General features: G+C 55.6%; 32 protein-coding genes and 1 tRNA gene. 19 read left to right on the forward strand and 14 right to left on the reverse strand.

What is annotated here, in order from left to right:
- Positions 1-3: 3 nt before the first annotated feature.
- The 5 genes from glyA to ACMTNU_RS13305 all read right to left on the reverse strand — a co-directional run bounded on the left by glyA (position 4) and on the right by ACMTNU_RS13305 (position 4,381).
- Positions 4-1,245: a serine hydroxymethyltransferase gene (gene glyA / locus ACMTNU_RS13285; protein ID WP_413935768.1), complete on the reverse strand. Its 1,242-nt coding sequence runs from the start codon at positions 1,243-1,245 to the stop codon at positions 4-6.
- A gap of 39 nt (positions 1,246-1,284) precedes the next feature.
- Positions 1,285-1,758 (reverse strand): 50S ribosomal protein L9, encoded by a 474-nt coding sequence (rplI, locus tag ACMTNU_RS13290; RefSeq protein ID WP_413935741.1) that lies wholly within the window; start codon positions 1,756-1,758, stop codon positions 1,285-1,287.
- 85 nt (positions 1,759-1,843) lie between these two features.
- On the reverse strand, positions 1,844-3,034 hold the full coding sequence (locus ACMTNU_RS13295) for a glycine C-acetyltransferase (protein WP_413935742.1): 1,191 nt from the start codon (positions 3,032-3,034) through the stop codon (positions 1,844-1,846).
- A 117-nt stretch (positions 3,035-3,151) separates the two neighbouring features.
- Positions 3,152-4,186 (reverse strand): L-threonine 3-dehydrogenase, encoded by a 1,035-nt coding sequence (tdh, locus tag ACMTNU_RS13300; RefSeq protein WP_413935743.1) that lies wholly within the window; start codon positions 4,184-4,186, stop codon positions 3,152-3,154.
- A gap of 9 nt (positions 4,187-4,195) precedes the next feature.
- Entirely contained in the window at positions 4,196-4,381 is a 186-nt protein-coding gene (locus ACMTNU_RS13305) for a hypothetical protein (protein WP_413935744.1), read from the reverse strand.
- Between ACMTNU_RS13305 and ACMTNU_RS13310 the strand changes: the two genes are divergently transcribed.
- From ACMTNU_RS13310 to ACMTNU_RS13325, 4 genes are all read left to right on the forward strand, one after another.
- Positions 4,380-4,949, forward strand: a complete 570-nt coding sequence (locus ACMTNU_RS13310; RefSeq protein ID WP_413935745.1) for a YceI family protein — start codon at positions 4,380-4,382, stop codon at positions 4,947-4,949. The genes ACMTNU_RS13305 and ACMTNU_RS13310 overlap by 2 nt on opposite strands.
- Positions 4,950-5,084: 135 nt before the next feature.
- Positions 5,085-6,086, forward strand: coding sequence for a zinc-dependent alcohol dehydrogenase family protein (locus tag ACMTNU_RS13315; RefSeq protein ID WP_413935746.1), 1,002 nt, complete (start codon positions 5,085-5,087; stop codon positions 6,084-6,086).
- A gap of 103 nt (positions 6,087-6,189) precedes the next feature.
- Complete coding sequence (locus tag ACMTNU_RS13320; RefSeq protein ID WP_413935747.1) at positions 6,190-6,414, forward strand: type II toxin-antitoxin system HicB family antitoxin; 225 nt, start codon at positions 6,190-6,192, stop codon at positions 6,412-6,414.
- A complete protein-coding gene (locus ACMTNU_RS13325; protein ID WP_413935748.1) occupies positions 6,407-6,628 on the forward strand; it encodes a type II toxin-antitoxin system HicA family toxin in 222 nt (73 codons plus the stop codon). The genes ACMTNU_RS13320 and ACMTNU_RS13325 overlap by 8 nt, the downstream gene beginning before the upstream one ends.
- Before the next feature lie 478 nt (positions 6,629-7,106).
- On the opposite strand, the gene ACMTNU_RS13330 is transcribed toward ACMTNU_RS13325, so the two are convergent.
- A complete protein-coding gene (locus ACMTNU_RS13330) occupies positions 7,107-7,934 on the reverse strand; it encodes a uroporphyrinogen-III synthase (RefSeq protein WP_413935749.1) in 828 nt (275 codons plus the stop codon).
- A 142-nt stretch (positions 7,935-8,076) separates the two neighbouring features.
- Here ACMTNU_RS13330 and ACMTNU_RS13335 point away from each other — a divergent pair, with 142 nt between their 5' ends.
- Genes ACMTNU_RS13335 through ACMTNU_RS13350 form a run of 4 tightly spaced genes read left to right on the forward strand, consistent with a single transcriptional unit; the run spans position 8,077 to position 11,657 of the window.
- Positions 8,077-8,520 (forward strand): VOC family protein, encoded by a 444-nt coding sequence (locus ACMTNU_RS13335; protein ID WP_413935750.1) that lies wholly within the window; start codon positions 8,077-8,079, stop codon positions 8,518-8,520.
- An 8-nt stretch (positions 8,521-8,528) separates the two neighbouring features.
- Positions 8,529-8,975, forward strand: coding sequence for a four helix bundle protein (locus ACMTNU_RS13340; RefSeq protein WP_413935751.1), 447 nt, complete (start codon positions 8,529-8,531; stop codon positions 8,973-8,975).
- A 5-nt stretch (positions 8,976-8,980) separates the two neighbouring features.
- Complete coding sequence (locus ACMTNU_RS13345; protein ID WP_413935752.1) at positions 8,981-10,612, forward strand: MBL fold metallo-hydrolase; 1,632 nt, start codon at positions 8,981-8,983, stop codon at positions 10,610-10,612.
- Positions 10,613-10,634: 22 nt separating this feature from the next.
- Positions 10,635-11,657 carry an NAD-dependent epimerase gene (locus tag ACMTNU_RS13350; protein WP_413935753.1) on the forward strand — a complete coding sequence of 341 codons (1,023 nt, stop codon included), beginning with the start codon at positions 10,635-10,637 and terminating at the stop codon, positions 11,655-11,657.
- 20 nt (positions 11,658-11,677) lie between these two features.
- On the opposite strand, the gene ACMTNU_RS13355 is transcribed toward ACMTNU_RS13350, so the two are convergent.
- A complete protein-coding gene (locus ACMTNU_RS13355; protein WP_413935754.1) occupies positions 11,678-12,238 on the reverse strand; it encodes a hypothetical protein in 561 nt (186 codons plus the stop codon).
- 422 nt (positions 12,239-12,660) lie between these two features.
- Here ACMTNU_RS13355 and ACMTNU_RS13360 point away from each other — a divergent pair, with 422 nt between their 5' ends.
- The gene (locus ACMTNU_RS13360) at positions 12,661-14,670 is read left to right on the forward strand and encodes a cation:proton antiporter (protein ID WP_413935755.1); all 2,010 of its coding nucleotides are present in this window, start codon (positions 12,661-12,663) and stop codon (positions 14,668-14,670) included.
- Between the two features lie 39 nt (positions 14,671-14,709).
- Here ACMTNU_RS13360 and ACMTNU_RS13365 read toward each other — a convergent pair whose 3' ends face one another.
- The gene (locus ACMTNU_RS13365) at positions 14,710-15,792 is read right to left on the reverse strand and encodes a Rieske 2Fe-2S domain-containing protein (RefSeq protein ID WP_413935756.1); all 1,083 of its coding nucleotides are present in this window, start codon (positions 15,790-15,792) and stop codon (positions 14,710-14,712) included.
- A 189-nt stretch (positions 15,793-15,981) separates the two neighbouring features.
- Here ACMTNU_RS13365 and ACMTNU_RS13370 point away from each other — a divergent pair, with 189 nt between their 5' ends.
- Together ACMTNU_RS13370 and ACMTNU_RS13375 are read left to right on the forward strand one after the other, a co-directional pair.
- Entirely contained in the window at positions 15,982-16,512 is a 531-nt protein-coding gene (locus ACMTNU_RS13370) for a DsrE/DsrF/DrsH-like family protein (protein ID WP_413935757.1), read from the forward strand.
- A gap of 36 nt (positions 16,513-16,548) precedes the next feature.
- On the forward strand, positions 16,549-16,794 hold the full coding sequence (locus ACMTNU_RS13375; protein ID WP_090748443.1) for a sulfurtransferase TusA family protein: 246 nt from the start codon (positions 16,549-16,551) through the stop codon (positions 16,792-16,794).
- On the opposite strand, the gene ACMTNU_RS13380 is transcribed toward ACMTNU_RS13375, so the two are convergent.
- A complete protein-coding gene (locus ACMTNU_RS13380) occupies positions 16,795-16,995 on the reverse strand; it encodes a hypothetical protein (protein WP_413935770.1) in 201 nt (66 codons plus the stop codon).
- Here ACMTNU_RS13380 and ftcD point away from each other — a divergent pair.
- The 3 genes from ftcD to ACMTNU_RS13395 all read left to right on the forward strand — a co-directional run bounded on the left by ftcD (position 16,903) and on the right by ACMTNU_RS13395 (position 19,350).
- Positions 16,903-18,348, forward strand: coding sequence for a glutamate formimidoyltransferase (ftcD, locus tag ACMTNU_RS13385; RefSeq protein WP_413935769.1), 1,446 nt, complete (start codon positions 16,903-16,905; stop codon positions 18,346-18,348). The two genes, ACMTNU_RS13380 and ftcD, sit on opposite strands and share 93 nt — an antisense overlap.
- 80 nt (positions 18,349-18,428) lie before the next feature.
- On the forward strand, positions 18,429-18,623 hold the full coding sequence (gene rpsU, locus ACMTNU_RS13390; RefSeq protein ID WP_087473173.1) for a 30S ribosomal protein S21: 195 nt from the start codon (positions 18,429-18,431) through the stop codon (positions 18,621-18,623).
- Between the two features lie 67 nt (positions 18,624-18,690).
- Entirely contained in the window at positions 18,691-19,350 is a 660-nt protein-coding gene (locus ACMTNU_RS13395; RefSeq protein WP_413935758.1) for an endonuclease III domain-containing protein, read from the forward strand.
- Between the two features lie 81 nt (positions 19,351-19,431).
- Here the strand turns inward: ACMTNU_RS13395 and ACMTNU_RS13400 are convergent, their stop codons facing one another.
- Both ACMTNU_RS13400 and ACMTNU_RS13405 read right to left on the reverse strand, forming a co-directional pair.
- Positions 19,432-19,851 (reverse strand): hypothetical protein, encoded by a 420-nt coding sequence (locus tag ACMTNU_RS13400; protein ID WP_413935759.1) that lies wholly within the window; start codon positions 19,849-19,851, stop codon positions 19,432-19,434.
- 3 nt (positions 19,852-19,854) lie between these two features.
- On the reverse strand, positions 19,855-20,202 hold the full coding sequence (locus ACMTNU_RS13405) for a hypothetical protein (RefSeq protein WP_413935760.1): 348 nt from the start codon (positions 20,200-20,202) through the stop codon (positions 19,855-19,857).
- 128 nt (positions 20,203-20,330) lie between these two features.
- On the opposite strand from ACMTNU_RS13405, the gene ACMTNU_RS13410 reads away from it, so the two are divergent.
- From ACMTNU_RS13410 to ACMTNU_RS13430, 5 genes are all read left to right on the forward strand, one after another.
- A complete protein-coding gene (locus tag ACMTNU_RS13410; protein ID WP_413935761.1) occupies positions 20,331-20,762 on the forward strand; it encodes a PGPGW domain-containing protein in 432 nt (143 codons plus the stop codon).
- An 88-nt stretch (positions 20,763-20,850) separates the two neighbouring features.
- Positions 20,851-23,517 carry a DNA polymerase I gene (gene polA, locus ACMTNU_RS13415; RefSeq protein WP_413935762.1) on the forward strand — a complete coding sequence of 889 codons (2,667 nt, stop codon included), beginning with the start codon at positions 20,851-20,853 and terminating at the stop codon, positions 23,515-23,517.
- Between the two features lie 210 nt (positions 23,518-23,727).
- Positions 23,728-23,907, forward strand: coding sequence for a hypothetical protein (locus ACMTNU_RS13420; protein ID WP_413935763.1), 180 nt, complete (start codon positions 23,728-23,730; stop codon positions 23,905-23,907).
- The gene (locus ACMTNU_RS13425) at positions 23,904-24,215 is read left to right on the forward strand and encodes a type II toxin-antitoxin system RelE/ParE family toxin (protein ID WP_413935764.1); all 312 of its coding nucleotides are present in this window, start codon (positions 23,904-23,906) and stop codon (positions 24,213-24,215) included. Before ACMTNU_RS13420 ends, ACMTNU_RS13425 begins: the two co-directional genes overlap by 4 nt.
- Positions 24,216-24,259: 44 nt before the next feature.
- The gene (locus ACMTNU_RS13430; protein ID WP_413935765.1) at positions 24,260-24,577 is read left to right on the forward strand and encodes a DUF2007 domain-containing protein; all 318 of its coding nucleotides are present in this window, start codon (positions 24,260-24,262) and stop codon (positions 24,575-24,577) included.
- Between the two features lie 28 nt (positions 24,578-24,605).
- Here the strand turns inward: ACMTNU_RS13430 and ACMTNU_RS13435 are convergent, their stop codons facing one another.
- The 3 genes from ACMTNU_RS13435 to ACMTNU_RS13445 form a co-directional block, all read right to left on the reverse strand.
- The gene (locus tag ACMTNU_RS13435) at positions 24,606-25,028 is read right to left on the reverse strand and encodes a surface-adhesin E family protein (protein WP_413935766.1); all 423 of its coding nucleotides are present in this window, start codon (positions 25,026-25,028) and stop codon (positions 24,606-24,608) included.
- Between the two features lie 109 nt (positions 25,029-25,137).
- Positions 25,138-25,395 carry a hypothetical protein gene (locus ACMTNU_RS13440; protein ID WP_413935767.1) on the reverse strand — a complete coding sequence of 86 codons (258 nt, stop codon included), beginning with the start codon at positions 25,393-25,395 and terminating at the stop codon, positions 25,138-25,140.
- A 78-nt stretch (positions 25,396-25,473) separates the two neighbouring features.
- Positions 25,474-25,563, reverse strand: a tRNA-Leu gene (locus ACMTNU_RS13445).
- Positions 25,564-25,566: the final 3 nt, after the last annotated feature.

Below are 25,566 nucleotides of genomic sequence, written 5' to 3' on the forward strand. Positions count from 1 at the left end.
TGGTTAGTACTGGTGGATGAAAGGAAACCGAGCGTTCAATGCCTTGGCCTCAGCCCGTACTTCCTCCAGCACCGCTGGCTCTTGCCGATGTTGCAGCACGCGGTCGACCAGTCCCACGATCTGCTTCATCTCGGGCTCACGCATGCCGCGCGTCGACACGATCGGCGTTCCAAGGCGAATGCCGCTGGCCACGGCCGGTGGCTTCTCATCGTACGGCACAGCGTTCTTGTTGACGATAATCCCGGCGGCATCGAGCGCCGCATCGGCATCTTTCCCCGTAATACCCTTGTTCGACAAGTTGAGAAGCATCAGATGAGTATCGGTGCCTCCGGAGACGATCTTATACCCACGCTCGACCAATCCCTGCGCCAAGGCCCTCGCATTGACCAGCACTTGCTGCTGATACCGCTTGAACCCTGGGGAGAGGGCCTCTTGAAATGCAACCGCTTTTGCCGCAATCACATGCATGAGCGGTCCGCCTTGTAATCCGGGGAACACCAGCTTGTCGACTCCCTTGGCGTACTCGGCTTTGCACATCGTCACACCCCCGCGCGGGCCACGCAGAGTTTTATGGGTCGTCGTGGTCACAAAGTCCGCATAGGGGACGGGATTCGGGTGAAGTCCCGCAGCGATGAGCCCGGCGATATGGGCGATATCGACAAGCAGATAGGCCCCGACGGATTTCGCAATCTGCTGGAACCGCGGGAAGTCGAGGATCCGCGCATAGGCGCTAGCCCCCACCACGATCATGCGCGGGCGGCATTCCTCGGCAACCTTTTGCACCGCATCATAGTCGATGGTTTCAGTCTGGCGATCAACGCCGTAGGAAAAGACCTTGAAGAGAATGCCGGAGAAGTTCACCTTGCTGCCGTGCGTCAAATGGCCGCCCTGAGCCAGATCCATCCCGAGAATCGTATCGCCCGGTTTTAAGACCGACAGATAGGCCGCCATGTTGGCCTGCGACCCGGAATGCGGCTGAACATTGACGTGGTCGGCACCGAAGATCTGCTTGCACCGCTGAATGGCCAGGTCTTCGACGGCGTCGGCATGCTGACAGCCGCCGTAATACCGCTTGCCCGAATAGCCTTCAGCATATTTATTGGTGAGCAACGAGCCCTGGGCGGCAAGCACCGCCGGGCTGGCGAAATTCTCCGAGGCAATCAAGAGTAACTTTTCACGTTGCCGGATCGCTTCCGACTCAATCGCGGCATAGACATCGGGATCTACCGCTTTCAGTACATCCAATGAGCCGATCGCGTCCTGCATCATGCTGTCATCACCCCTTTATTCCGAAGCGGAAGGTTCTTCTGCCTCTTGTTTCTTGACCACGCAAACCGTTACGGTCGCGACCACGTCCCTGTGCATCTTAATGGGTACAGACACCGTGCCCAACTCCTTGATCGGGTGCGCCAATTGGATCTTCCGCCGATCCACCGTCACACCTTGGGCCGCTAATCCCTCCGCGATGTCTTTCGTGGTGACGGAGCCAAACAGCTTGTCGTCCTTGCCCGCCTGCATCTCGATCGTCAGCGATACCGCCGACACTTCTTTGGCATGGGCTTCGATCTCCAGCTTCTCTTTCTTGGCCTTCTCGGCCGCCACCCTCTTCACATGTTCGAACGCCTTCATGCTTCGGCTGTCGGCTTCAACGGCCTTACGCCTCGGCAACAAATAGTTTCTCGCGAACCCATCGGCGACGTTGATGAGATCGCCAAGATGCCCAACCCCTTCCAGGGTCTCTTGAAGAATAACTTTCATAGCCCTACTCCTTCACATAATAAAGTGCCAGAGAATACTGAGCTGGCTGCGAAATGTCAATTCGGAGGGATACGGGTGGGGATGCCTATGGAATGATACCGAGGGCACGGCCCGCTGTGGCAAACGCCGCCACGGCCTGTTGCAACTGAGCGGGTGTATGGGCCGCCGACATTTGGGTCCTGATCCTTGCCTGTCCTTGAGGAACGACGGGATAGCTGAACCCGACGACGTAGACCCCTTCGTTCAGCAATGCCTCCGCCATCGAGGTGGCAAGGGCGGCCTCACCCAGCATGACGGGAATGATAGGGTGTTCACCCGGAACGAGCCGGAAGCCGAGCGTAGTCAGCTCATCCCTGAAAAAAGCAGCATTGGCGCGAAGCTGTTGCCTGAGATGGTCACCTTGCTGTACGAGCTCAAGCGCACAGAGCGCACCAGCCGCAATCGGCGGAGGGAGGGAGTTGGAGAAGAGGTAGGGCCGAGACCGTTGGCGCAGCAACTCCACAACCTCAGCCTTGCCGGAGGTAAATCCACCCGTTGCACCCCCGAGCGTCTTTCCCAAGGTGCTGGTCACGATTTCAATCCGGTCGGCGACGCCGAAGTGAGCCGGCGTACCCCTCCCCTTCTGACCAAGTACCCCGGTGGCATGACTGTCATCGACGATCACAGCCGCGTCATATCGTTCCGCTAGCCCGACAATTCGATCAAGCTTGGCCAGGTCACCATCCATCGAGAAGACGCCATCCGTGACAATGAGTCGAAGACGACAGTCACCTGCTTCCTGAAGCCGCGCTTTGAGATCAGCCATATCGGAATGGGCGTACCGAAGTCGTTTGGCTTTGCAGAGTCGGATACCGTCGATCAGGCTTGCGTGGTTCAACGCGTCGCTAATGACGGCATCGCGCTCATCCAGCAACACTTCAAAGAGTCCCCCGTTGGCATCGAAGCAGGAACTGTAGAGGATCGTGTCCTCAGTACCGAGAAACGCACTGATGGCCTGTTCCAGCTGCTTGTGCAGATCTTGCGTGCCGCAAATAAACCGCACTGAGGCCATGCCATAGCCATGGGTGTCCAACCCTGTTTTTGCCGCTTGGACGATCGCCGGATGATTCGCGAGGCCGAGATAGTTGTTGGCGCAGAGATTGAGCACCGAGCCCTGAGAGACCCGAATATCCGAACCTTGTGGGCTCAGAATGCGCCGCTCGGCTTTATACAGGCCTTTGGCCCGGATGTCGGTAAGTTGAGTATCCAGAACCTGTTTGAGAGAATCGTAGGCCATGATTTGCGTGAGAGGTGAAAGATAAAAAGTGAAAGCCAGGAATGGTACAGCCCGGAAATTTAGATTTCCATGTCTTGCTTCTTACTTCTCACTTTTCACTTCTCACCTTTTACCCTATCACGGGAATAGCACCACCTTTCCACATTGCCCCGACTGAATCAACTCAAACCCGGTTGCAAACTCGCTCAGTGGAAACGAATGGGTGATGACCGGCCGGATATTGAGACCGGCCTTGAAGAGACCGGCCAGCCGGTACCAGGTTCCAAACAACCGCCGGCCGGTAATCCCGTACACACGAATCCCCTTGAAGATCATTTCGTTAGGGAGATCAAACGTCACAGGGCCGGTGGGAATACCGAACAGTGTGACCCGCCCACCGTTCTTCACCGCCTGAAAGGCCTGGTGCAACGCCTCTGGGTTTCCCGACATCTCCAACGACGCATCAACCCCTTCACCGGCGGTGATATCCAGAATCGCAGCGGCCAGCTGTTCCGGGTGATACGCTTTTGGATTGAGGACGTGATCCGCACCAACTTGCTTGGCCAAACCAAGCCGGTAGTCGCTGACATCCGACGCAATAATGGTGGCCGCCCCGGCGGTTCGTGCGACAGCCGCGGCAAACAACCCGGTTGGGCCGCATCCGGTGATCAACACCGTCTGGCCGGTCAAGTCTTCAGCAAGGGCAGCGTCAACGGCATTACCGATTGGTTCCTGGAGACAGGCTAACTCAGGCGGAATGTTCGGATCCGTTTTCCACAGGACGTTTTCAGGTAAAATCACATACTGCGCGTAGGATCCGTCTCGGTCGACTCCGAGGATCTTATAATTCTTGCACACATGCGCCAATCCCGTCCGGCACTGAAAACAGGCTCCACAAGTCAGATGCGATTCCGCTGCGACATAGTCGCCGGTTTTGACGAGGGACACCTCGCGTCCGACCTCCACCACGTGGCCGCACAACTCATGGCCGATCACGCGCGGTGGATGGATCCGCCGCTGTGCCCATTCATCCCACCGATAGATATGGGCGTCGGTTCCACAGAGCGAAGTCGCCGCCACCTTCACCACCACGTCATGGAGCCCTGGGATTGGGTCCGCCCAATCAGTGAGGGTGAGACCCGGTCCCGCAACAGTTTTGACGAGTGCTTTCATGAGTGCATTCTATACCAACATCACCAGTGGACGCCCATGTTTCAGCGAAAGAAACACATTGCGCCACCCTCTCGTGGTGGATAGGATATCAAGCAGAAAGAACTGGATCGATCGAGAGGAAATACGCCCCATGCGGGGAGACTGAAAGGGGATGAACATGAACAGGAGCCGAGCCTGGACAGAGCGCATCATCATGATGAGTTTCTTGGCACTGTGTCCACTGAACGTCCAAGCCGAGACGGCTCGATGGAACATCGACCCGGATCACTCCCTGATTGAGTTCCGGGTAGCGCACATGGTGATCTCGAAGACTTCAGGACGATTTCTCGACTACCGCGGATTCGTCGAGATGGATGCGAACGCAAAGACCATCAACGCGATCGAAGCGACCATCAATGCGGACTCAATCAATACCAACCATGAGAAACGTGATGGACATCTGCGTAATGCCGACTTCCTGGATGTGAAGCAGTTTCCAACGATCATCTACGCTATGAAAACCGCTCGAAAAGAAGGAGAAACATACAAGGCTGTCGGCAATCTCACACTCCACGGCGTCACGAAGGAAGTGACCCTCACCGGGACGTTGAACGGCGTCACGAAGGACCCCTGGGGAAACACGAGAGCCGGATTCACCGCCGACGGTACATTGAATCGTAAGGATTTCGGCATGGTCTGGAACAAAACTCTCGATACCGGAGGACTCGTCGTGGGAGACGACGTCCACATTCATCTGGACATTGAGTGCATTAAGGCGAAGTAACTGAGAAGCCCCAGAGAAGTTTCATGTTTCCGGTTTCAAGTTTCACGTGCCCTGATCAGATGCAGATGGTCTTGATTGGCGTTCAGACCTGAGACTTGAAACTTGCAACCTGAAACTCCTCCCCCCCAAGCGACTATGAAATCCATGGTGCTCCACCATACTGGCAACGTCTCCCGCAATCCGTTGCGGCTTGAGGATCGTCCGGTCCCTATTCCACAGCCAGATCAGGTCCTTGTTAAAGTCCACGTCTGCGGCGTCTGCCGCACCGATCTTCATGTGGTGGAAGGCGAACTGCCCGACGTAGCCTTACCAATCATCCCAGGGCATCAAACAGTCGGTACGGTGATGCAGATCGGCGCCGGAGTCTCGGAGGTGAAAGAAGGCGATCGTGTCGGAATCGCCTGGCTACAAGGCACATGCGGACAGTGTGAGTTTTGTACAAGCAAGCGGGAGAACCTCTGCTTACAAGCCAAATTCACCGGCTACCAGTTTGATGGTGGCTATGCGGAATATGCTGTGGTGCCTGCACGATTCGCCTATCCAATCCCTTCAATCTTTTCAGATGATGAAGCCGCGCCCTTGTTGTGTGCGGGCATTATCGGTTATCGAGCCTTGCGTCTCAGCGGCATCAAGCCAGGCCAGCGGCTTGGTCTCTATGGATTCGGTGCTTCCGCGCATATTGCGATTCAGATCGCACGCCATTGGGGCTGTCGGGTCTATGTGAGTTCGCTCAAGCGAGAGCACCAGGAATTGGCAAAGCAACTAGGCGCCGTCTGGGTCGGTGGCGCGATGGAAATGCCGCCGGATAAGCTACACAGCTCCATCATCTTTGCCCCAGCCGGTGAACTCGTGCCGCTTGCGTTACAGGCACTTGAACGAGGCGGCACCTTAGCCTTAGCCGGCATCCACATGTCGCCCATTCCCTCGCTGGACTATGATCGCGATATCTTCGGCGAACGCGTCATCCGCAGCGTCACGGCCAACACCAGACAGGACGGCATCGATTTATTGCGTGAAGCAGCGGCCATTCCTATAAAGCCCCGCACGATACGATTTCCTCTTGAAGAAGCAAACCATGCCTTACAAGAACTCAAGGCCGGAAGCTTTCAAGGCGCAGCAATACTGGCAATGCAATGAGACACCGAGCCCATGTTTACGCTTCTGCTAGGCAAGCCCAAATAGGATCGACTATAATGAGGTCCGCAGTGATGAAGAATCTACTGAAGGTAAGGAATTGACCATGCCTACAAGGAGCTACACCGCCATCGTGGAAAAGGAAGGCACGGGCTATGTGGCGCTCTGCCCCGAACTTGACGTAGCTAGTCAAGGCGAGACCGTTGAATCAGCCACGGCCAATCTCAAAGAAGCTGTCGAACTCTTCCTCGAATGTGCAGACCCCACCGAAGTCGAACGTCGCCTGCATACACAGGTGTTCATCACACGCTTCGAAGCGGCCCATGGGTAAATTGCGTGTCCTTTCCGGACGAGACGCCTGCCGTATCCTCGAACAACATGGTTTTCAAATCGTCCGCCAACGGGGCAGTCACATCGTCATGCAGCGAAGCACGGATCTCGGTACCATCACCGTGCCGATTCCTGATCACCCCGAACTGAGGATCGGAACGCTACAGTCGATCATTCGACAGAGCGGAGTCGCTCGTACCGCGTTCAAGATCTAATCACCGATGAGCCTCATAATCTGGTCTCTCCCGTCTTGAGAGCACTCGACCGAAGCGATACCTGAGCCGGCATCCACATATCGCCCATTCCCTCGCTGGACTATAATCGCGATATCTTCGGCAAACGCGTCATCCGCAGCGTCACGGCCAATACCAGACAGGACGGCATCGATTTATTGCGTGAAGCAGCGGCCATTCCTATAAAGCCCCGCACGGTCCGTTTTCCTCTGGAAGAGGCGAACCGTGCCTTACAAGAATTGAAGGCTGGAAGCTTTCAAGGCGCCGCGGTGCTGACGATATGAGTCGAACAGAACCTCGGTAGGTCTCGCGATAGATGTGAGTGCCGGTTTAGAATGTACAGTAAGAAACAAGCTCCGCCCCCGTTGATTTATTCGTATCATTGACCTCGCTCAATTGACGCTCTACAGTCGCGAGGGAGTATGGAACGATTCCTACCTTCCGTAATTTGTCCCTATCCTTACCGCTTCCTCCCAAGAATATTCGCTGCCTGCTCCGACACTTCCTTCACCAGCACACCCAGTTTGGAATGTGACGGCTCGAAGTCGACCGGCCAGTCGAAATGGCGCAACCGTTCGCTGGCGGCAGGACCTATTGAGCCCACAACCAGTTTCTGCAACGCGTCATGAAACGGGATGACGTTTCCGTCCTGTTCCAACACCTGCATAACGTGGTCGATCTGCATGGCGTTGGTGATCAGCATGACCTCCACCCGCCCGGCGATGACGCGCTCGCAGGCAACGCGTAGCGGTCCAAGATCTTCCGGTAATGCCCATTGGTAGATCGGCACAGGAAAAACAGCTGCTCCACGCTGCTCCAAAGCCTTCACCAGCGCGTTGTTGGGTATGCCATATTCCTGCACGGCGATTCGTACGCCCGGCTCAAGGCTGTACTCATCCATCGCAGAAACCAGATCGATCCAGGTATTGGGCTCCGGCACCGTCACCGTTGGGACGAGCCCCACGGCCTTGAGCGCTGCAACCGTTTTCGCCCCCCTGGCAATGATCACAGTCCCCTGTACCGCCTCAACGATCGATGGCCAGGGATACTGCGGTTTCAAGATCTCGAACAACGCCTCGGTACCAACGCCGGTGAGCAAGACCAGCATGTCGATCTGTCCCGCCATCAAGCGCGTTCCCAATTCATAGGCCGCCTGGTTGCTCTCCAGCGGGATTTCTCTCAGCGCCGGAGCCATGAGTGGGAGACCTTCATACCGTTCAATCAAACGGGCCAGCTCCGTCTCCATCCGACTTTCGAACGCCACCACCGTCATTCCGTTGAATGTCATAGCCGTAACTACTCCTCCCCGATCAGGTGCCAATCATACTACACTCGTCGTCACGAGGGAGAGCCGGTTTTCCGTTGACGGCTGATCGCTCGTCTCCCTACTATACGGATGTGATCATTGTTCAACGAGTGCGAGACACCCCATGACGGCACCACTTCATCGCGGTCTTCGACATCTGGCACTTCGCGTTATGGATCTTCCTCGATCGCGTCGATTCTATGAGCAGATCCTCGGCATGCAGGTCGTCTGGGAACCGGACCCGGAGAACGTGTATTTCAGCTCCGGCGTCGACAACCTGGCACTGCATCAGATCTCGAAGCATGAATTGGACTCCTACGAGTCCTCGAAGACCCAACTGCTCGACCACATGGGCGTGATTCTTGAAAGTCCACAGGCCGTGGATCAGATGTACCGTGAGATCATGCCCTCGATTGAGTCCCTGGGCGGACGAATCACCAAACTGCCGAAGTTGCATCGTGACGGCAGCTACTCATTCTATTTCTCCGACCCAGACGGCAATGTGATTCAAGCGTTGTACGAACCGGCGATCAGTCGATTGACGATAGGACTGAGTAACGAGGACTGAGGGCTGAGATGGAACAACAGCGAGTAGATAAATTTGAGGATCTCATTGCTTGGCAGAAGGCACGGGAATTGACCAAAGCAATCTACCAAGTGACTACATCAGGGCCTTTTGCCAAAGACTTCGGATTACGCGACCAGATCCGACGAGCTGCCGTCTCGGTCATGTCCGATATTGCCGAAGGATTCGAACGAAGCGGGCGTTCGGAGTTTCACCAATTTCTGAGTATAGCGAAGTCATCCTGCGCAGAACTCAGATCACAACTGTACGTTTCGCTTGACGCGAGATACCTATCTCCATCGACATTTCGTCAGTTGATTCTTCAAGCGGAAGAAGTCGCACGAATCATAGGCGGCCTTCGCAAAGCAGTTCATGCACAACGAATACTGGCTCGCGCTTCTGGGCTCGAGAGGAAATCCGCAATACCTCGATCCTCAGTCCTCAGTCCTCAGTCCTGACAACCATGACCCAGCTCTGGACCAGCCTTCCCAAATCCCATTACGTGAGCCTCGTCCCCTGGTGCTGGGCACAACTGGAAAGTGCGGAGCCACCAGGCCCTTTTCCATTCATTGGCGGCGTCGCCCCTGAAGTGGTAATCAGCCTCCAAGAGGCTCACGGTCTCCTGGCCAGTGCGATCGATACTGCGATCAGCGATGTCTTCTCGAAACGGGCCCCGCTGGACGAACCGGAGCGTCGGCGACGGCTCGAAGATGCTTATGCGGAGCTGATCAACACCACCCCCCACCTCCAGCGACACATCCGCTGCGGCCGTCGACCCGACGGCGCCTTTCACTGGGAATTCCCGACAGGTCCGACTCGATCCGCAACCGTCACGAACGGCGGGCTCCGCATGTTTCATGCGATTAACCAGCAGGCCATCCCGTTCGGATTCAACAACCGCCGCCTGGGCCCATTGATCGGCAAACTCCTCGGTCTCCTCAATGGCACTCGCACCGCAGACGAAGTCGGCACCATCGTCTCCTCAATGCCTCGTGATTCCCAGGGCCTGCTCACCACATTTATGGAGCTCTTGCAGCGACATGAATGTCTGACCAGCTCGACGACAGCGTCGCTACGCCATCATTGGTTCGAGGTCGTTCAGGATCAAGATACCGTGCACCTTGGCCATGCGGCCTTACTCTACCGACAACGTGACACGGTGTTGCTCTTTGACCCATGGCTCTTGCCCTGGTTCGCAGAATCACCCATGCCGTCACTCTGGGGCGGGCTCGTCCCCAAGCCGGCAGCGGTCTTCCTCACGCATGATCACGATGACCATGTGGATCCCCGCACCTTGCTCCATCTGCCGAAAGAGATCCCCGTCATCGTCCCCAGCCGACGCAATCGCACCCAGCTGTTTTTTGACTATCGGTCACTCCTGGCGGAGCTGGGGTTTGAGCAGGTGATCGAGCTGGCCCATGGGGAGAGCTGGCCGTTCGAGGGAGGCACGGTCGTGTCGGTCCCGTTCTATGGCGAAGATCCCTGTGATCTCAATATGCCGCGGAATTGTTATCTGATTTCCGATCGCGGGCACAATGTGTTGGTTCATGCGGACAGTGGCCCCACCAACGACGGGCGATCAGCTCTCAAAGACTCAATTATTCAACGGATGGTCGGCAAGTACGGACCGATTCCCCTGGTCTTGGCCTCACAGCAACAACTGCGTGAGATCCGAACCCATGCAGCCCACGCACCGCTCTCTCACCCAGGCCAATGGCTGGACATCGGCGAGAACGGCTATCTCACAAACGCCTATCTTGCCGAGCTCTGCACAACTGCCCGCGCCCAACTGTTTGTGTCGTACGCCACCGGTGGAGCGGATTGGTATCCGGACCACCTCTCGTTCATGTTCAGTCGCCGGAACCCTGCCAGAACTGCACTGCTGACAGCCCACTGGGAACCGGCGGAAAAGTTAAAAGACCTTCTGGCTTCACAGGGATGTCGTTATCATCATGCCCACGCGCTGGACATCTATCGCCCCACAGCTGGAGGAACGATTGAGGTTCACTCAACAGGAGAATCCCTAACCCCACTGACTCTTTATCGGGTGGATCATGGCGATCCCCCGTTTATGAAAGCCGCGCCGCGGCGATAAGTCCTTATTTTGAGGAGCAGCTATGAGCGAAAGACCAGCGACGATTCTTGTCACCGGAGCCGCGGGATTCATCGGATTCCATGTGGCGATGCGCCTCCTGGACCGAGGCGACCATGTCATCGGCCTCGACAATCTCAACGATTACTACGACGTCCGACTGAAGGAAGCTCGACTGGCACAGCTCCGGCCTCGTGAACGATTCACGTTCATTAAACTGGACCTCGCCAATCGGCAAGGCATGAAAGACCTCTTTGCCGACCAGTCGATCCAGCGGGTGGTGCACCTGGCCGCTCAAGCCGGAGTTCGCTATTCGCTGGTCAATCCACACGCCTACACCGAGAGTAACATCGAAGGGTTCATGAATATCCTGGAAGGCTGCCGACATAACCAGATCGAACACTTGGTCTATGCATCTTCGAGTTCTGTCTATGGCGGTAATACCCACATGCCGTTCTCAATCCATGACAATGTGGATCATCCCGTCTCGCTCTATGCCGCCAGCAAGAAGGCTAATGAGCTCATGGCTCATTGCTATGCCCATCTGTATCGGCTGCCTTGCACCGGCTTGCGCTTTTTTACCGTGTATGGTCCATGGGGGCGGCCTGACATGGCCCTCTTCATCTTTACCAAGGCCATTTTGGAGGGCAAACCGATCGATGTCTTCAATCAGGGCAAGATGAAACGCGACTTCACCTATATCGATGATATCGTCGAAGGCATCATCCGGACACTTGATCATCCGGCAACCGCCAATCCCTCCTGGTCGGGAGAACGACCGGATCCCGGAACCAGCTCCGCCCCAGCCCGTATCTACAACATCGGCAATCATCAGCCGGTGGAGCTGCTGGATCTCATCGGAGTACTGGAACAAGCTTTGGGGAAAAAGGCGGAGAAGCGACTTTTGCCGATACAGCCGGGCGACGTGCCCGCGACCTATGCCGATATCGACGATCTCACCAATGACGTCGGCTTCAGGCCAAATACCCCGGTAGGGGTGGGCATTCCTCGCTTCGTGAAATGGTACCGAGAATTCTACGGATTGTGAGGACAACTGACCAAGTTGTGCTAGTAGCACCCCACCGGCACGAACCCGGTCCCGAACAGCCTCGATAACGCGATGTAGCGCGCGTTATCGTAGAAGGAATGGCTGGCCCCTCGCTGATTCCTCCCCGTGAGGTCCCCTCCATAGGACGGATCGGACCCGAAGAACATCCCTCCCCTGGTCTTCTGCACGAGGTGCATCCATTCCATATACAACGTGCAGGCTTCCGCCTGGACTGAGCCAGAAACCGTGTTGCTCGCATACCAGTCGCGTGCCCATTCCGGAACCTGCCGTCCCGCCCCCACTGACTCACGATCTCGCGCGGCAGACGGCTCAACCTGTGACTCCCTCATGAGCTGCGTTCGAGGAATCGTCGGCATATTCACCAAATCAGGCACAACCGAGAGCGGTTTCAGATCCATCGCTTCACACCCGGCCCGCTCCTTATTGGTATACATCGTGCTCCCGTCTGCTTGGAAACACTTCCAGGTTGTCGGACCAGCTCCCGTGTCTCCCCAAGCCATTCCCGTGGACAAAGCCACCAGGATGGTCGCCGAGAGGAACGTTCCTTGAACCTGCCGCATGGGACACCTCCAGATCATGTAGCCAAGACACGCGGTGCGTGAGCACCCTGGTCGCTCTCTATAGTTGGTGCGCACACCCTACTCAATACTTTGTTTTTCGTCTATGCAGCTTTGGAGGGGGGAGCCACAAACCGTAGGATCTCGACCGACTGACGCTTGCCGTGGTTGCGCCCGTCGCCCGCCACAAACCGATGAGGGGCCGGCGCTCAATAACCACACTATTCATACCCGGGCTCCCTCATCCCAAATCGCTCCTGTCCCACACCCTGCATTACCTTGTCCGCTATCGAAACCTCAGGTATCCTGCCTGTCATATTGCCGATGGTCTGTTGGGTAAAACAGCCTAGATGTGTCATCTCAGCCCATCAGCAGTGGTTAGGTCGATTCATCAACAGAGAACGTGCACTCGATAGCTGCACAACATGACCGACTATAATGTCCTCACGAATCTGCTCTTCATCTACACCGTATCGATCGCGGTGGTGTTTCTGTTTCATCAGTTCCGACTCCCCTCAATCGCCGGGTTCCTAGTCGCGGGTGCACTGATCGGCCCTCATGGGCTCAATCTCATTTCCGATATCGCCACCGTACAGGTCTTGGCGGAAATCGGCATCGTACTCCTCCTGTTCACCATCGGCATTGAATTCTCGTTGGTCCAACTCGCCTCGCTCCAACGCCTGCTGCTGATTGCAGCCCCGATCCAAGTGGGTGGAGTTATCGCCATTACATGGCTCGGCGGCACGCTCGCAGGATTACCAACCTCTCAGGCGATCTTTTGGGGGTTTCTGCTCTCACTCAGCAGCACCGCCATTGTGCTCAAGGCATTGACGGCCAGCGAAGCCAGCGACTCACCACACGGGCGGGCCACGATCGGAATCTTGGTATTCCAAGACATCGCGGTCGTACCAATGATCTTGCTCACGCCTATTCTCGCCGGCCCAAGCGATGGGGCGATTGCCCCGGTGTTGCTCTCTCTGGGGAAATCGTTGGTCGTGGTGGCCTGTATTCTGGTCGGCGCGTGGTATGCGGTCCCGATCTTGCTCGAACACATCGTCCGCAGTCGAAGCCGGGAACTGTTCTTATTGACCATCATTGTCCTCTGCCTCGGCATCGCCTGGCTGACCTCTCTCGGCGGACTCTCGCTGGCGCTCGGCGCCTTCATCGCCGGCCTCGTGATCTCCGAGTCGGAGTACAGTCACCAAGCCATCGCCGAAGTGTTGCCCTTTCGTGACAGTTTCAATAGCCTCTTCTTCGTTTCCATCGGCATCCTGATGGATTGGCATATTCTGCTGGAGTACCCCTTCGTCGTGACCGGCCTTCTGCTGATCGTCCTCTTGGTGAAATTCTTCGCGGGCGCCGGCGCAGTACTTGCCGCCTCCATGCCGCCCCGATCCGCAGTCATGACCGGCATCGCCCTCGCACAAGTGGGAGAATTCAGCTTTATCCTGGCACAAGTCGGCCAGGAGGATCAGCTCCTGTCAGGAATTCAGTATCAGATATTTCTGGCTGTCTCGGTCTGTTCGATGATCATTACCCCGATCCTCATTCAGCTGTCGCCGCATCTTGGCCGACGAGTCGAGGCCGTCCAGCGACTCCACCGCTGGTTCCCTGGACAAACCACGGCACATGTTCTTGAAGCGGAGGGGCGTCATCTTCGCATCAAGGACCATGTCATTATCGTGGGATATGGGCTGAACGGCCGCAATCTCTCTCGCGTCCTGGGCGAGACGGAAGTTCCCTATATTGCGTTGGATTTGGACGGTGAAACCGTGCGCCGCGAGTCGGCCCACGGATTACCCCTCTTCTACGGAGACGCAACCAATCCGACCGTATTGCGACACGTCAAGATCGAACAGGCTCGAGTCCTGGTCGTGGCCATCTCTGATCCCTTCATGGCACGCCGAACCGTGCAGGTTGCACGAGGATTGAATCCAAAGATTCACATCGTCGTCAGGACTCGTTATTTGCGTGAATTGGAAGAGCTCCATCAGCTCGGCGCCGACGATGTCGTGCCGGAAGAATTTGAAACGTCGATCGAGATTTTTGCGCTCGTCCTCCGTACCTATCAGATGCCACAAGACTTCGTCATGCGCAAGGCGGAGCAGGTGCGTCGGGAAGGATACGCGCTTCTTCGCCGAAGCGAACTGCCTGAACTGGCGCACCACTTGCGCGGCGGCACCCTCACCGATGTGGAAGTGGAAACATTCCGGATTGAGGAAGCCGCACCGGCGGCAGGGAAAACGCTCGCCCAGCTGGCGTTGCGTCTGCGGACCGGAGCCTCGATCATTGCTTTGACCAGAGGCGGAGTGACCGAATCAAACCCGTCGGACAAAACGAAACTCTTGGCCGGCGATATCGTGGTCCTACTCGGATCACGCGATGAAATTCGTCGTGCGATGGAATTCATCCTCACCGATCAACCTGACCGATAACTTCGGAATCTCCTTGTTGTCTTGTCGTTTCTCCGAGACTCAGCTTCGCCAGCGAAGCGTGACTCGTTCTTTGAGCGGGTGATCGAAGGGGCGTCCGGTCTGAACCGATTCGAGATGGGCTGCTTTCAGCTTATAGTACCATCTCGCGGGCATATCGGCGTCTCCCAGAAACATGGAGGAGGGCTTATGACGGAGACCCACCGCCAAATGCTTCATCGCCCGCTCATCCTGGCCCAGAAACATCTTGGTCAACGTACGAAAAATCAAATTGCCGAACGGCAGCCAATGCAGGCCGCACCAATAGGCTGAAAAATCAATGCGACACTCCATATCGGAGACAGGTGTGGACATCAACCGATTCGCGAGCCAGACACTGCCACATTGCATCAGTTCCACTCGCTGGTTCGGCAGTAGAAAGTCGATGGTGGTGCTCAACGGTCCTCCATAGATACGCTCGATCCAATGAAACGGCCCGCTGTTCTTTGCCGGCCGGTGTGCAGTCATCCTGAAACCATAGGGGATCGGCTCAAAGACTTTCGCCTTCTCGTGCATCCGCGCATCGCTACGCCACCACGAATGGACATAGGGACCATGGACCGGATCGATGAGCCCGATGACACCATCATCGGGCGTGCAGGTGTAGGTCAGCGAAATGTGGAATGATTGCCGAGGCTCCGAGGGAAGCGGCATACGCGGAGCCGGCGGCAACGGATCAGTATTCCCTCGCTCATCAGCCAAATACAACCAAATCATTCCGTCCGTCTCTTCGACCGGATAGGTTGCCACGCCGATCTTGTCGCATTGGAAACTCCCGCCTTCGGGAAGGGCCGGGATCCGCTGACAGCGCCCCTTCGTATCAAACTGCCACCCGTGATACGGACATTCCACAAGCTCACCATCGAACCGACCGAACGACATCGGCATCCCTCGGTGAGGGCAGAGGTCACGCATCGCTGCCAGCGCACCCGCTCGATCTCGGCATAGAAGAATCGGGAGGTCCAACATCTTGAGTGCGGTCATCGTCCCCGGACGGAGTCGATGGCTAGGAACGGCCGGATACCAAAAGCCGAACAGGGGCGCACTCCTGGAAGCGAGGACCTCGGGTGATAATAGTTGGCTCATTGCTGAATAGGATGGTCGCAGGAAGACGTCGTATAAATAGAGTCCGGACTATAACGGGGGGCAGAGATCAGGTCAAGCAACGAACGGACCAGGAGGATGGCCCTGTTCCTTGACACCCCAAAGGACCACATACTATTCTGTTCAAGTACCGAGCGCACTGAGTCCTGCCTATGGGGTAGAGGTGATACGATGATTGCCACACAGATTGAGCCGGCGGCGACGTTGGCACAGCTACAAGAATCCAAGCCGGAAAGTGTCACCATCGTCTTGTTGAGCGGTGATCTCGATCGGGCGATGGCAGCTTTCATCATTGCGACAGGCGCAGCCGCCATGGGCATGAAGGTCACCATGTTCTTTACCTTTTGGGGGCTGAATGCCATCCGAAGAAAGGGTGCCACCAGTTCGGCAAAGGACTGGCTTCGCCGGATGTTTGGACTGCTCAATAAAGGCGGGGCCGACAGCCTTCCGTTATCCCGTTTCCATATGGGCGGGTTGGGCACGAAGATGATGCAAAAGGTGATGAAGCAAAACCGCATGCCCGATGTACCGGAATTGATGCAGACCGCCCTTGATCTTGGCGTACATTTTATCGCGTGCACGACCACCATGGGCCTGATGGGCATTACCAAGGACACCTTAATCGATGGAATCGATCAGTTCGCCGGTGTCACGACATACCTGGCGGAAGCGAAGCGGGGTAGCGTCAATCTATTCATTTGAACTGACAGCTCTCATCCGGGAGCGAGGGATATCTTCATGATGCAAGCCGATGTCAAACTCGATACATTAGGGTACTTTTGTCCCATGCCGATCATTCTGACGTCGAAGAAGATCAAAGAGCTGGCCTTGGGCCAGGTGCTGGAGGTCGTCTCCGATGATGAAGGCATCAAGAAAGACATGCCGGCTTGGTGTGAAACCACCGGCCATCAAATGGTGGGGCTGGAAGAAGAGCAGGCAAAGTCTGGGCGGATTTACAAGGCTTTTGTGAAGAAAACAAAATAATCAGACTTTTTCAGAATCGACCAGACCAGAAGCCGGAAGGACCAGACGAAGTCCTCCGGCTTTTTCGTTTAAGACCAGACGGATGGCATGGATCACATCGTTGAATGTGTGCCCAACTTCAGTGAAGGCCGGGATCGAGCCACTGTCCAATCCATACTCGACGCGGTCGCCTCGACGTCCGACGTCGTGTGTTTGGACCACTCAATGGATCCAGACCACCATCGAGCCGTCCTGACCTTCTGTGGAACCCCTGAGGCAGTTGTCGAGGCAGCTTTCCGTGCGATCCGTACCGCAACCAACCTCATTGATTTGCGAAGCCATATCGGCGTGCATCCGCGTGTGGGAGCAACGGACGTCGTGCCATTTATTCCGATCACGGGTACGACGATGGACGATTGTATCCAGCTTGCCAGGCGACTCGGATCACAAGTTGGACATGAACTGGAAATTCCCGTCTTCCTGTACGAACGGGCCTCAACTCGAGCCGATCATGCTCCTTTGGAAGCAGTCAGGCGTGGGGGTCTTGAAGGATTGGCGTTCCGGATGGCATCCGACCCGAATTGGGCACCCGATTTCGGTCCGGCCCGACTCCATCCAAGTGCCGGAGCCATCGCCATCGGTGCCCGGCCACCACTCATCGCATACAACATCAATCTCCGCTCGACGGAAGTGGACAAGGCCCGTGCGATCGCCCGCGCCGTCCGCCACTCAAACGGAGGACTCCCTCATGTCAAGGCGATCGGCGTCGACTTACCCAGTCGGAGAATCGTCCAGGTCGCCATGAATCTAACCGACCATCAGGCCACACCAATCCTCACTGCGTTTCAGGCAGTCCAGGCGGAAGCGGCACGACTTGGAATCGATGTCGCCGGCAGTGAACTGATTGGATTGATCCCGCAGGCAGCGCTGCAGCACACTGCCACCACAGCGCTCCAACTTGATCGCTTCGATGCCAGCCGGGTCCTAGAAACAAGAATCAGCGAGATGCTGCGCTGCAAGACCGCTCCAGAACAAACCGTGGCGGAGTTTCTTGCCGCCGTGGCCGACTCCAAGCCAACCCCAGCTGGTGGAAGTGTCGCCGCGTTGGTGGGAGCCTTGGCGGCTTCATTAGGAGTGATGGGGGCCCGTCTCGGTCGGCAACCGGACGCGGAACAGCGTCTCCTTGCACTGAGCCGCAACCTCCACAGGCTGGTTCAAGCGGACGCGGCGGCCTACAACGAGCTGATGGCGGCCTACAAGCGCCCTAAACATGACCCCGAACGCGCCCAGACAATTTCGGTTGCACTCCAACGGGCAACTGAGATCCCACTCCAGATCGTGGAGTTCAGCTGTGAGGCAGCCCGGTTTCTCCAGCCATTACAAGCGGCGGCTAAATTGCCGGTCCGATCAGATCTCACAGTCGGCCTCACCCTCGCAATTGCAGCTGGTCAAGCTGGTCTCTTCACCGTGACGACAAATATAAATACACAGCAAAATCATGCGCTTATGGACGACTTTCGAGGCAGGATCTCAAAGGTGACCGAAATCCTTGAGGAACTCAAGGTGTTGTGTTAGACTCCGCCGCTGATTTGTGGGGTCCCTAAAAACATTATGAAGCAGGCTTACCTGGCCTGAGAAAGTCGAAAATCAATCGGATGGAAATCAAAGTTTTTAATAACAACGTCGAAAAAGCTCTGAAGGTTGCGAAAAAGAAGTTGGCAGGTGAGGGTCTCTTCCGTGAGCTCAAGCGTCGCCGTTTTTATGAGAAGCCCAGTGTGAGGAAGAAGGCCAAGCAACGCGAAGCCCAACGGCGCCGTCAGAAGTGGTTGTCAAAGCGGAAACCTGAGTAGAGACGCCATCAGGGCTCTTCTAATCCCTTCCGTAGCCTCCTCTCTCTCCATTCGTGCCCACGCCTCTATGCGTCAGGAGCAGATTCATGCCGCCGTCCGCATTCTCAAGCGGGAGATTTGCCGTTGGCAAGAACCGGTCGTCGGCGTGGTCGCCAAGGAATCGAACCGCGATCCCTTCCTGATTCTTATTTCCACCCTTATCAGTTTACGAACCAAGGACAAGACAACCCGAGAAGCAGGAGACCGACTCTTTGCGTTGGCGCGTACCCCTGCCACAATGCTGCAGCTGCCGCTGAAGAAGATCGAACAGGCAATCTATCCAGCCGGATTCTATCGGACTAAGGCCAAGTCGATTCACGAGATCTGCCGACGATTGCTGGATCAACATGGCGGCAAGGTCCCGGACTCCATCGATGAACTGGTCAGCTTACCGGGAGTCGGGCGGAAGACGGCGAATCTCGTGGTCACGATCGGATTTGGGAAACCGGGAATCTGTGTCGATATTCATGTACACCGCATCAGCAACCGCTGGGGCTACATCAAGACCAAGACGCCGGAAGAATCGGAAAACGCCCTCCGCCGAAAACTGCCAAAACAGTACTGGATCATTTACAACGACCTTCTCGTGCCCTATGGACAAAACCTCTGTCTTCCTGTGTCTCCCTTATGCAGTACCTGCAAGTTGACAGACCTCTGCGACCAAGTTGGAGTCACGAAGTCGCGTTAGTAGTAAACGGTGAGGGGTGAGGTGACGGAATAAGCTTGGTTGTTAAATTCCACCTACCCCTAACCCTTAACCCCTTACCGACTAGATAAACAGCTTCGTCTCCGCCTCAGCTGTTAATGACAGAATCGCAGGCAGACCCAGGACCTCATCGACGTTCCGTTCGACCGCACCGGCATCCACTCCCATATATTCCAGGCCGGCGCTGCAGGCGATCAGCCGAAACTTCCCGACGTGCTTCGCATCTTGGAACATTTCTGAAATCTTAGGTACCTTCTTCTCTTTGAGGAGTCTGGCGACTTCCTCGGCAGATCCCGCATACTCCGGTGGAAAGTCGATCTGATCGATCTTGCCTTCGGCCAGCTTTTTGATCGTCCAAAACAGCAACACCACGATTACATCCTTGCCCATCGCGGCAGCCGTCATGCCGAGCGTCGCGACCTGATGCAATTTATCGTATGTTGCGTTGTGGGCAAAAATAACAAACTTCGGTTTGGTCGACATGGTTTACTTCTTCTGTACCCTGGTTTTCACGCTGTTGATATAGTCCGTAATCGCAGTATCAACGTCATCGGCTGTCATGGGACGATCATGCGTTTCACTCTCGTCGACAAGATAGCGTTCATGATCTTTTTCCTGCCTTAGAATGACGGCGTTTTCAGGCGTCACCTCAATCAACATAAACCATTCCTTCGCCCCTTGTGAGAGCACCACCTGCTTGCCGGCTCCCTTTCTGGTGATCTCAATCTGAAGCCCATCATCCGTTTCCGTCGAGGACCATGCCCCGCTTGCAAACGACATCGCCCCAATGACGACCGTCAAGATGCCGAGGAGCGTTACAGCTTTGGGATTCACCTGGCACCACACCGCTGGGGAAAATTCATGACGACTCGATTATAGCGAGCAGGGGCGACTCCGTAAACCATCGAGATCTATCTCGTTTACCTTGAGGGGCACGTGAACCCATGTTAGGATGCCGCCCGATGGATGGACTCATTGCAACGGTTGAGCAATACATCTCCACCGAAACACTCGTGACCCTGACGGCGCTCTCGATCGTCTTTTTCGTCGGGTCGTTGATCGCCATCCCCTTCATCCTGGTCAGGTTGCCGACAGACTTTTTTGACACGCGTGTACCAAGACGCTGGATGGAAAATCATCACCCGGTGCTTCGACTCCTCGGTCATCTTGCGAAGAATGTGGTCGGAGCGATCTTCGTGTTTGCCGGATTCTTGATGCTCTTCCTCCCAGGTCAGGGCATTCTGACCATGTTAATCGGGATCACAATGCTGGACTTCCCCGGCAAGCGCAAACTCGAAGCTAAGATGATCGGCCAACCCGCCGTCCTCAACGCCATCAACGGGATGCGCGAGAAATTCGGGAAGCCACCACTCATCATTGCACCAGGCCCCTGACCAGAACTGAGACAAGAGTGCTGAATGCTGAGACTTCTCCACTCTCACTCAGTCCTCAGCACTCAATACTCAGCACTGAAAGAACACCATGTCTGAGACATCACTCCAGTCCAACAAGCGCCCCACTCTCTATTTGATTGACGGCAGTGCTTACATCTATCGCGCTTTTTTTGCCCTGCCGGCCCTTAACAACTCCAAAGGCCTCCAGACCAACGCGGTTTATGGATTCATGACCACACTCCTCAAGATAATTCGCGAACATCGACCCGATGGTCTGGTCGTGGCATTCGATGAGAAGGGGCCGACACTCCGGCACGAGGAATTCAAGGACTATAAAGCGCAGCGTCCACCCATGCCGGATGGGATGAAGGCCCAGATCCCTTACATTCATCGTATCGTAGAGGCATTGAATATCTCCGCCGTGAAACAAGTCGGCTACGAAGCCGATGATCTGATCGGGACCCTAGCTCGCCAAGCAGAACAGGCTGACCACGATGTCGTCATCGTCACCGGTGATAAAGACATGCTCCAACTCATCACGCCGCATGTGCGCATCTACGATCCGGTGAAAGACAAATGGTCCGGCGATGCGGAATGCATCGCCAAGTTCGGCGTCGAACCAGGGCGTGTCGTCGAAATCATGGGATTGATGGGCGACAGCAGCGACAACATCCCTGGAGTGAAAGGCATCGGCGAGAAAACTGCCATGAAGCTCATCTCTCAGTTTGGAACCATCGATGAGCTGCTTCGCCGCCTCGACGAGGTAACACCCACGCGCATCAAAACCCTTCTGACGGACCAGGCTGACAATGCCAGACTGAGCCGAAGACTCGCGACCATCGACACCCAGAGCCCGGTGGAATTCCATCCTGAGTCCTATCGGATCAGGCCACCGCACGACGAACAGCTCGCCGAGCTGCTGCGTGAACTCGAGTTCACGTCGCTGCTGAAGAGTCTTCAGCCGTCGCCCAAACAGTCGGAGACGAAAACCCCGGTGCCGGTCATAATTGGAGATGAATCAGCCGCACAGCGGTTTGCTGACAGCTTGCCCCAAAACACTCCGCTTGCCGTGCACTGTCTCTTTGCAGGACATCCAGGAGTTCATGCCGATCTGACAGGCCTCGCCCTCTCGAGTGGTGGCCACACCACCTTCGTTCCGATTGACATCCACGCCTATATGCGACCGATCATGCCCCTCCTTCACGATCCGCAGAGAACCAAAGTGGTGCATGACCTGAAAGCGACCCTCTTGGCCTTACATCGCCTCGGCGTGACCCTGGCACCGCCCTATGTCGACACCATGGTTGCGGACTATCTGCTCAATCCCAACCGGCGGGACCATAGCCTTGAAACGATCGCCATGGAGCGGTTGGGTGAGCGGTTTGGATCAGACAAGGGGCAGCAGGCCCAACCCCAATCGCTCTTTGAGGTCGATACTGGATCCCGAGACCAAGCGACAGAAGCCGCTTCATGGTTGGTCAAACTCGAACCCATCCTGGCCAACCAGTTAATGGAACAGGGAAGCCTGCCCCTCTTTACCGATGTCGAGATGCCACTCGTTCCTGTCCTGGCAGACATCGAACGGAATGGGTTCTTACTCGATGTTGAAGGGCTACACACATTAGGTAAAGAGCTCGAACGGGAACTCGACCGCATGATGGAAACAATCGCCGGGCTCGCCGGGGGTGAGTTCAATATTAATTCACCCAAACAGCTGGCCACGGTCCTCTTCGAGAAGCTCGGCCTAAAACCCCTGCGGAAAACCAAGACCGGGTACTCCACTGATGAAGACACCCTGACGCAACTGGCATCGCAACATGATCTGCCTGCGCAGATTCTGAACTACCGCAGCCTCAGCAAACTCAAGTCCACCTATGTCGATGCCCTTCCGGAACTCGTCAGACCGGAGACAAAACGGCTCCACACCTCGTTGAATCAGACCGTTGCCGCAACTGGACGGCTTTCGTCAACTGATCCCAATCTGCAGAACATCCCCGTCAAAGGCGACTATGGCCTGCGTATTCGTGAAGCCTTCATCGTGCCCAAAGGCCATGAACTGCTCTGCGCAGACTACAGCCAGATCGAACCACGCATCCTCGCCCATCTGTCACAAGATCCCAGATTGCTCTCCGTTTTTGCCAAGGAAGAAGACATTCACATGGCCACTGCCATGGAAATCTTCGGACTCCCCTCCAGTCAGATCACGAGAGACATGCGCCGCGCCGCCAAGACCGTCGTGTTCGGCATCGTTTACGGCATCAGCCCGTTCGGTCTTTCCCAAAATTTAGGAGTCCCCCAGCCCGAGGCAAAGAAATACATCGAGACGTTCTTTGAGCGGTTTGCTGCAGTGCGGGCACTCATGGATCGAAACATTGCGGAGGGAAAGGAGAAGGGCTATACCACCACCATCCTTGGCCGCCGCCGACCGATTCCTGAATTGCAAAGCGGCGATCCGACACAACGCGGCTTCGGGGAACGTATGGCCGTGAACAGCCCTATCCAGGGCTCCGCAGCGGACTTAATCAAGGTCGCCATGATCAATGTCCATAAGAAACTTCATGCTGAACTCCCACACGTGAAGATGATCCTCCAAGTCCACGATGAATTGATCTTCGAAGTGCCGGATCACGATCTAGAGGAAGCCAAGCGGCTGGTGAAGCAGGAGATGGAAGGCATCGGCAAGCAGCTCGGCCTATCAGTCCCTCTCAAAGTGGACCTCGGCGTCGGCAAAAACTGGCGAGTAGCGCATCCGTAGGCAACCAATAAACCCTCGCACGGCAAGTAACCTGCAACCTTTACCTCGCTGACTCTTAATCAGTGGGGTTTGTTCTTTAAACTCTCCACCTTTCCCCGGTTCTCCCACACTATCGCCCAACTACTGCAAGCCTCATGCATGGAATTCTTGACTCCGGATCAGGCTGGGCCTAGACTCTGAACCGGGTAACGGTTAATGGTGAGAGTTCCGATGCCAACTGTAAAAAAACAAGCCCTCGACATGGTAAAGAAGCTACCTGAAAAAGCCACATGGGACGATATCATGTACGAAATCTTCGTCCGCAAGAAGATTGAGACCGGCATCCATGCTGCTGATGACGGGAGACTTGTTCCCCATGAAGTTGTGAAAAAACGCTTCCTCAAAAAATGATCCGCATCGAGTGGACTGAACCCGCCGTTTCCGATCTCGAAAATATCCATGAATACATCGCCAGAGATTCGGCTGAATATGCTGATGCCGTCGTCGAGCGCCTCGTCCTCTCCGTTGATCGGCTCGCTTCATTTCCAGAAAGTGGTCGACTGGTTCCTGAAGCCTCCGACCCAAAGATTCGCGAACTCCTTTCCCAAAACTATCGAGTGATCTATCGGCTGAGGAAAGGAGTCGCCCAGATTCTAGCAATAGTCCTTGGCGCAAGAAATCTCTCTGGCATCAAACCCAAACCATGGGTAGGTCAGTAGGCACCCGTCTTCTGAGAACTGCAACTCTTGGCTGCAACAGTTTGATGAAAAAAGTCTTCGTCTCACAGCATCTATTCGAAGTCGAAATGCGCAAGGAGCGGCTTGATCAGGCGGGGATCTCCTGCATGATCAAGAATCAACGTTCGTCTAGCCTAGCCGGAGAGATTCCCTTTATGGAGATTTTCCCGGAACTGTGGGTCATTCAAGACGAGGATGCCTATCGGGCACGACAAGTACTCGACGAAGAGTTGATTACGCAGCCGTCAAACTCAGGCGCTTGGGTCTGCACCGGATGTGGCGAACATCACGAGCGTCAATTTTCTGAATGTTGGAAGTGTGGCCATACAAGCGCATCACCATGATTCAGCCAACCGGCATGCGCGTACATCATTATTTTTTCCCGCAGACAAATTTCCACACTGACTGCGCGAGTGTGCCTCGGGTGATGGGCACCCAGCTTGACTCACCTGATTTCTTGTAGATCGACTGACCGGTCCCCATATTTCCAGCAAATCGCTCAATCGCCACAAGACGAAACCGTTCTTTAGAACAATCGTGCTCCTCCTGGTTGCGAGTGGATAAGAACGTGCTCAGCCCTCTGGTGTTGGCGGCCTTGAGATCATCTAAAACCAGCGCTCTCACGATTTCCCCGTTTCGGCTGATGCTCTCCGAATCGACGTAGATTGCATCCTTCTCGTTACGATCGACCAGCAGCCACTCCGCACACACAGCTCCTACACACCACAACTGAAGAGCCATCAGTACGATAAGAATTCCAGGAGACGTCCGAAAAAACCTACGAGTGGACGGCATATACAACCTCAGCATATGCATGTTGGAACGGCACCACGAAGAAACGTGGTGCCAACGGAAGCGGCACCCACTAACAGACATGCCACATGGGAAACACGGGAATTCGTCGTCACTCAGATGGTGGCTTCATGCCGAGCTCGTCAACCCGTTTCAAGCAGTCGTTGAATCCCTGCCGCCGTTGGACAAATGACCAAAATAATTTGTACCGATTCAACATGTCCAACTGTTGGACATGTTCATCGCATGTCTTCTGTTTCCAGGGCTCTACGTTGTCCGGCGGTGCAGTGACGACCCATGCTCCTCCAACCAAGGTCGAGACGAGCAGCACCGCACCACCAACAATTATCATTCCCTTCTTAACGTTCATGACTCCCTCTTTTGGTACGTTGAACATCGAAGAGCCGGCTGCCCCCTTTAGGGGCGAACCCTGCCCGTTGCATTACTCTGGTGCCGGAGACCGGGATCGAACCGGTACGGGCCTTTTGAGCCCGAGGGATTTTAAGTCCCTTGCGTCTGCCTATTCCGCCACTCCGGCGAA

The sequence above is a fragment of the Nitrospira sp. BLG_1 genome (assembly GCF_047338595.1).
Lineage (GTDB): Bacteria > Nitrospirota > Nitrospiria > Nitrospirales > Nitrospiraceae > Nitrospira_D.

Bases quoted from the DNA above. Each gene is read 5' to 3' on its own strand.
- rplI (WP_413935741.1), bottom strand. From the start codon at position 1,758: ATGAAAGTTATTCTTCAAGAGACCCTGGAAGGGGTTGGGCATCTTGGC.
- ACMTNU_RS13295 (WP_413935742.1), bottom strand. From the start codon at position 3,034: ATGGCCTACGATTCTCTCAAACAGGTTCTGGATACTCAACTTACCGAC.
- tdh (WP_413935743.1), bottom strand. From the start codon at position 4,186: ATGAAAGCACTCGTCAAAACTGTTGCGGGACCGGGTCTCACCCTCACT.
- ACMTNU_RS13310 (WP_413935745.1), top strand. From the start codon at position 4,380: ATGATGAGTTTCTTGGCACTGTGTCCACTGAACGTCCAAGCCGAGACG.
- ACMTNU_RS13305 (WP_413935744.1), bottom strand. From the start codon at position 4,381: ATGATGATGCGCTCTGTCCAGGCTCGGCTCCTGTTCATGTTCATCCCC.
- ACMTNU_RS13315 (WP_413935746.1), top strand. From the start codon at position 5,085: ATGAAATCCATGGTGCTCCACCATACTGGCAACGTCTCCCGCAATCCG.
- ACMTNU_RS13320 (WP_413935747.1), top strand. From the start codon at position 6,190: ATGCCTACAAGGAGCTACACCGCCATCGTGGAAAAGGAAGGCACGGGC.
- ACMTNU_RS13325 (WP_413935748.1), top strand. From the start codon at position 6,407: ATGGGTAAATTGCGTGTCCTTTCCGGACGAGACGCCTGCCGTATCCTC.
- ACMTNU_RS13330 (WP_413935749.1), bottom strand. From the start codon at position 7,934: ATGACATTCAACGGAATGACGGTGGTGGCGTTCGAAAGTCGGATGGAG.
- ACMTNU_RS13335 (WP_413935750.1), top strand. From the start codon at position 8,077: ATGACGGCACCACTTCATCGCGGTCTTCGACATCTGGCACTTCGCGTT.
- ACMTNU_RS13340 (WP_413935751.1), top strand. From the start codon at position 8,529: ATGGAACAACAGCGAGTAGATAAATTTGAGGATCTCATTGCTTGGCAG.
- ACMTNU_RS13345 (WP_413935752.1), top strand. From the start codon at position 8,981: ATGACCCAGCTCTGGACCAGCCTTCCCAAATCCCATTACGTGAGCCTC.
- ACMTNU_RS13350 (WP_413935753.1), top strand. From the start codon at position 10,635: ATGAGCGAAAGACCAGCGACGATTCTTGTCACCGGAGCCGCGGGATTC.
- ACMTNU_RS13355 (WP_413935754.1), bottom strand. From the start codon at position 12,238: ATGCGGCAGGTTCAAGGAACGTTCCTCTCGGCGACCATCCTGGTGGCT.
- ACMTNU_RS13360 (WP_413935755.1), top strand. From the start codon at position 12,661: ATGACCGACTATAATGTCCTCACGAATCTGCTCTTCATCTACACCGTA.
- ACMTNU_RS13365 (WP_413935756.1), bottom strand. From the start codon at position 15,792: ATGAGCCAACTATTATCACCCGAGGTCCTCGCTTCCAGGAGTGCGCCC.
- ACMTNU_RS13370 (WP_413935757.1), top strand. From the start codon at position 15,982: ATGATTGCCACACAGATTGAGCCGGCGGCGACGTTGGCACAGCTACAA.
- ACMTNU_RS13375 (WP_090748443.1), top strand. From the start codon at position 16,549: ATGATGCAAGCCGATGTCAAACTCGATACATTAGGGTACTTTTGTCCC.
- rpsU (WP_087473173.1), top strand. From the start codon at position 18,429: ATGGAAATCAAAGTTTTTAATAACAACGTCGAAAAAGCTCTGAAGGTT.
- ACMTNU_RS13395 (WP_413935758.1), top strand. From the start codon at position 18,691: ATGCGTCAGGAGCAGATTCATGCCGCCGTCCGCATTCTCAAGCGGGAG.
- ACMTNU_RS13400 (WP_413935759.1), bottom strand. From the start codon at position 19,851: ATGTCGACCAAACCGAAGTTTGTTATTTTTGCCCACAACGCAACATAC.
- ACMTNU_RS13410 (WP_413935761.1), top strand. From the start codon at position 20,331: ATGGATGGACTCATTGCAACGGTTGAGCAATACATCTCCACCGAAACA.
- polA (WP_413935762.1), top strand. From the start codon at position 20,851: ATGTCTGAGACATCACTCCAGTCCAACAAGCGCCCCACTCTCTATTTG.
- ACMTNU_RS13420 (WP_413935763.1), top strand. From the start codon at position 23,728: ATGCCAACTGTAAAAAAACAAGCCCTCGACATGGTAAAGAAGCTACCT.
- ACMTNU_RS13425 (WP_413935764.1), top strand. From the start codon at position 23,904: ATGATCCGCATCGAGTGGACTGAACCCGCCGTTTCCGATCTCGAAAAT.
- ACMTNU_RS13430 (WP_413935765.1), top strand. From the start codon at position 24,260: ATGAAAAAAGTCTTCGTCTCACAGCATCTATTCGAAGTCGAAATGCGC.
- ACMTNU_RS13435 (WP_413935766.1), bottom strand. From the start codon at position 25,028: ATGCCGTCCACTCGTAGGTTTTTTCGGACGTCTCCTGGAATTCTTATC.
- ACMTNU_RS13440 (WP_413935767.1), bottom strand. From the start codon at position 25,395: ATGAACGTTAAGAAGGGAATGATAATTGTTGGTGGTGCGGTGCTGCTC.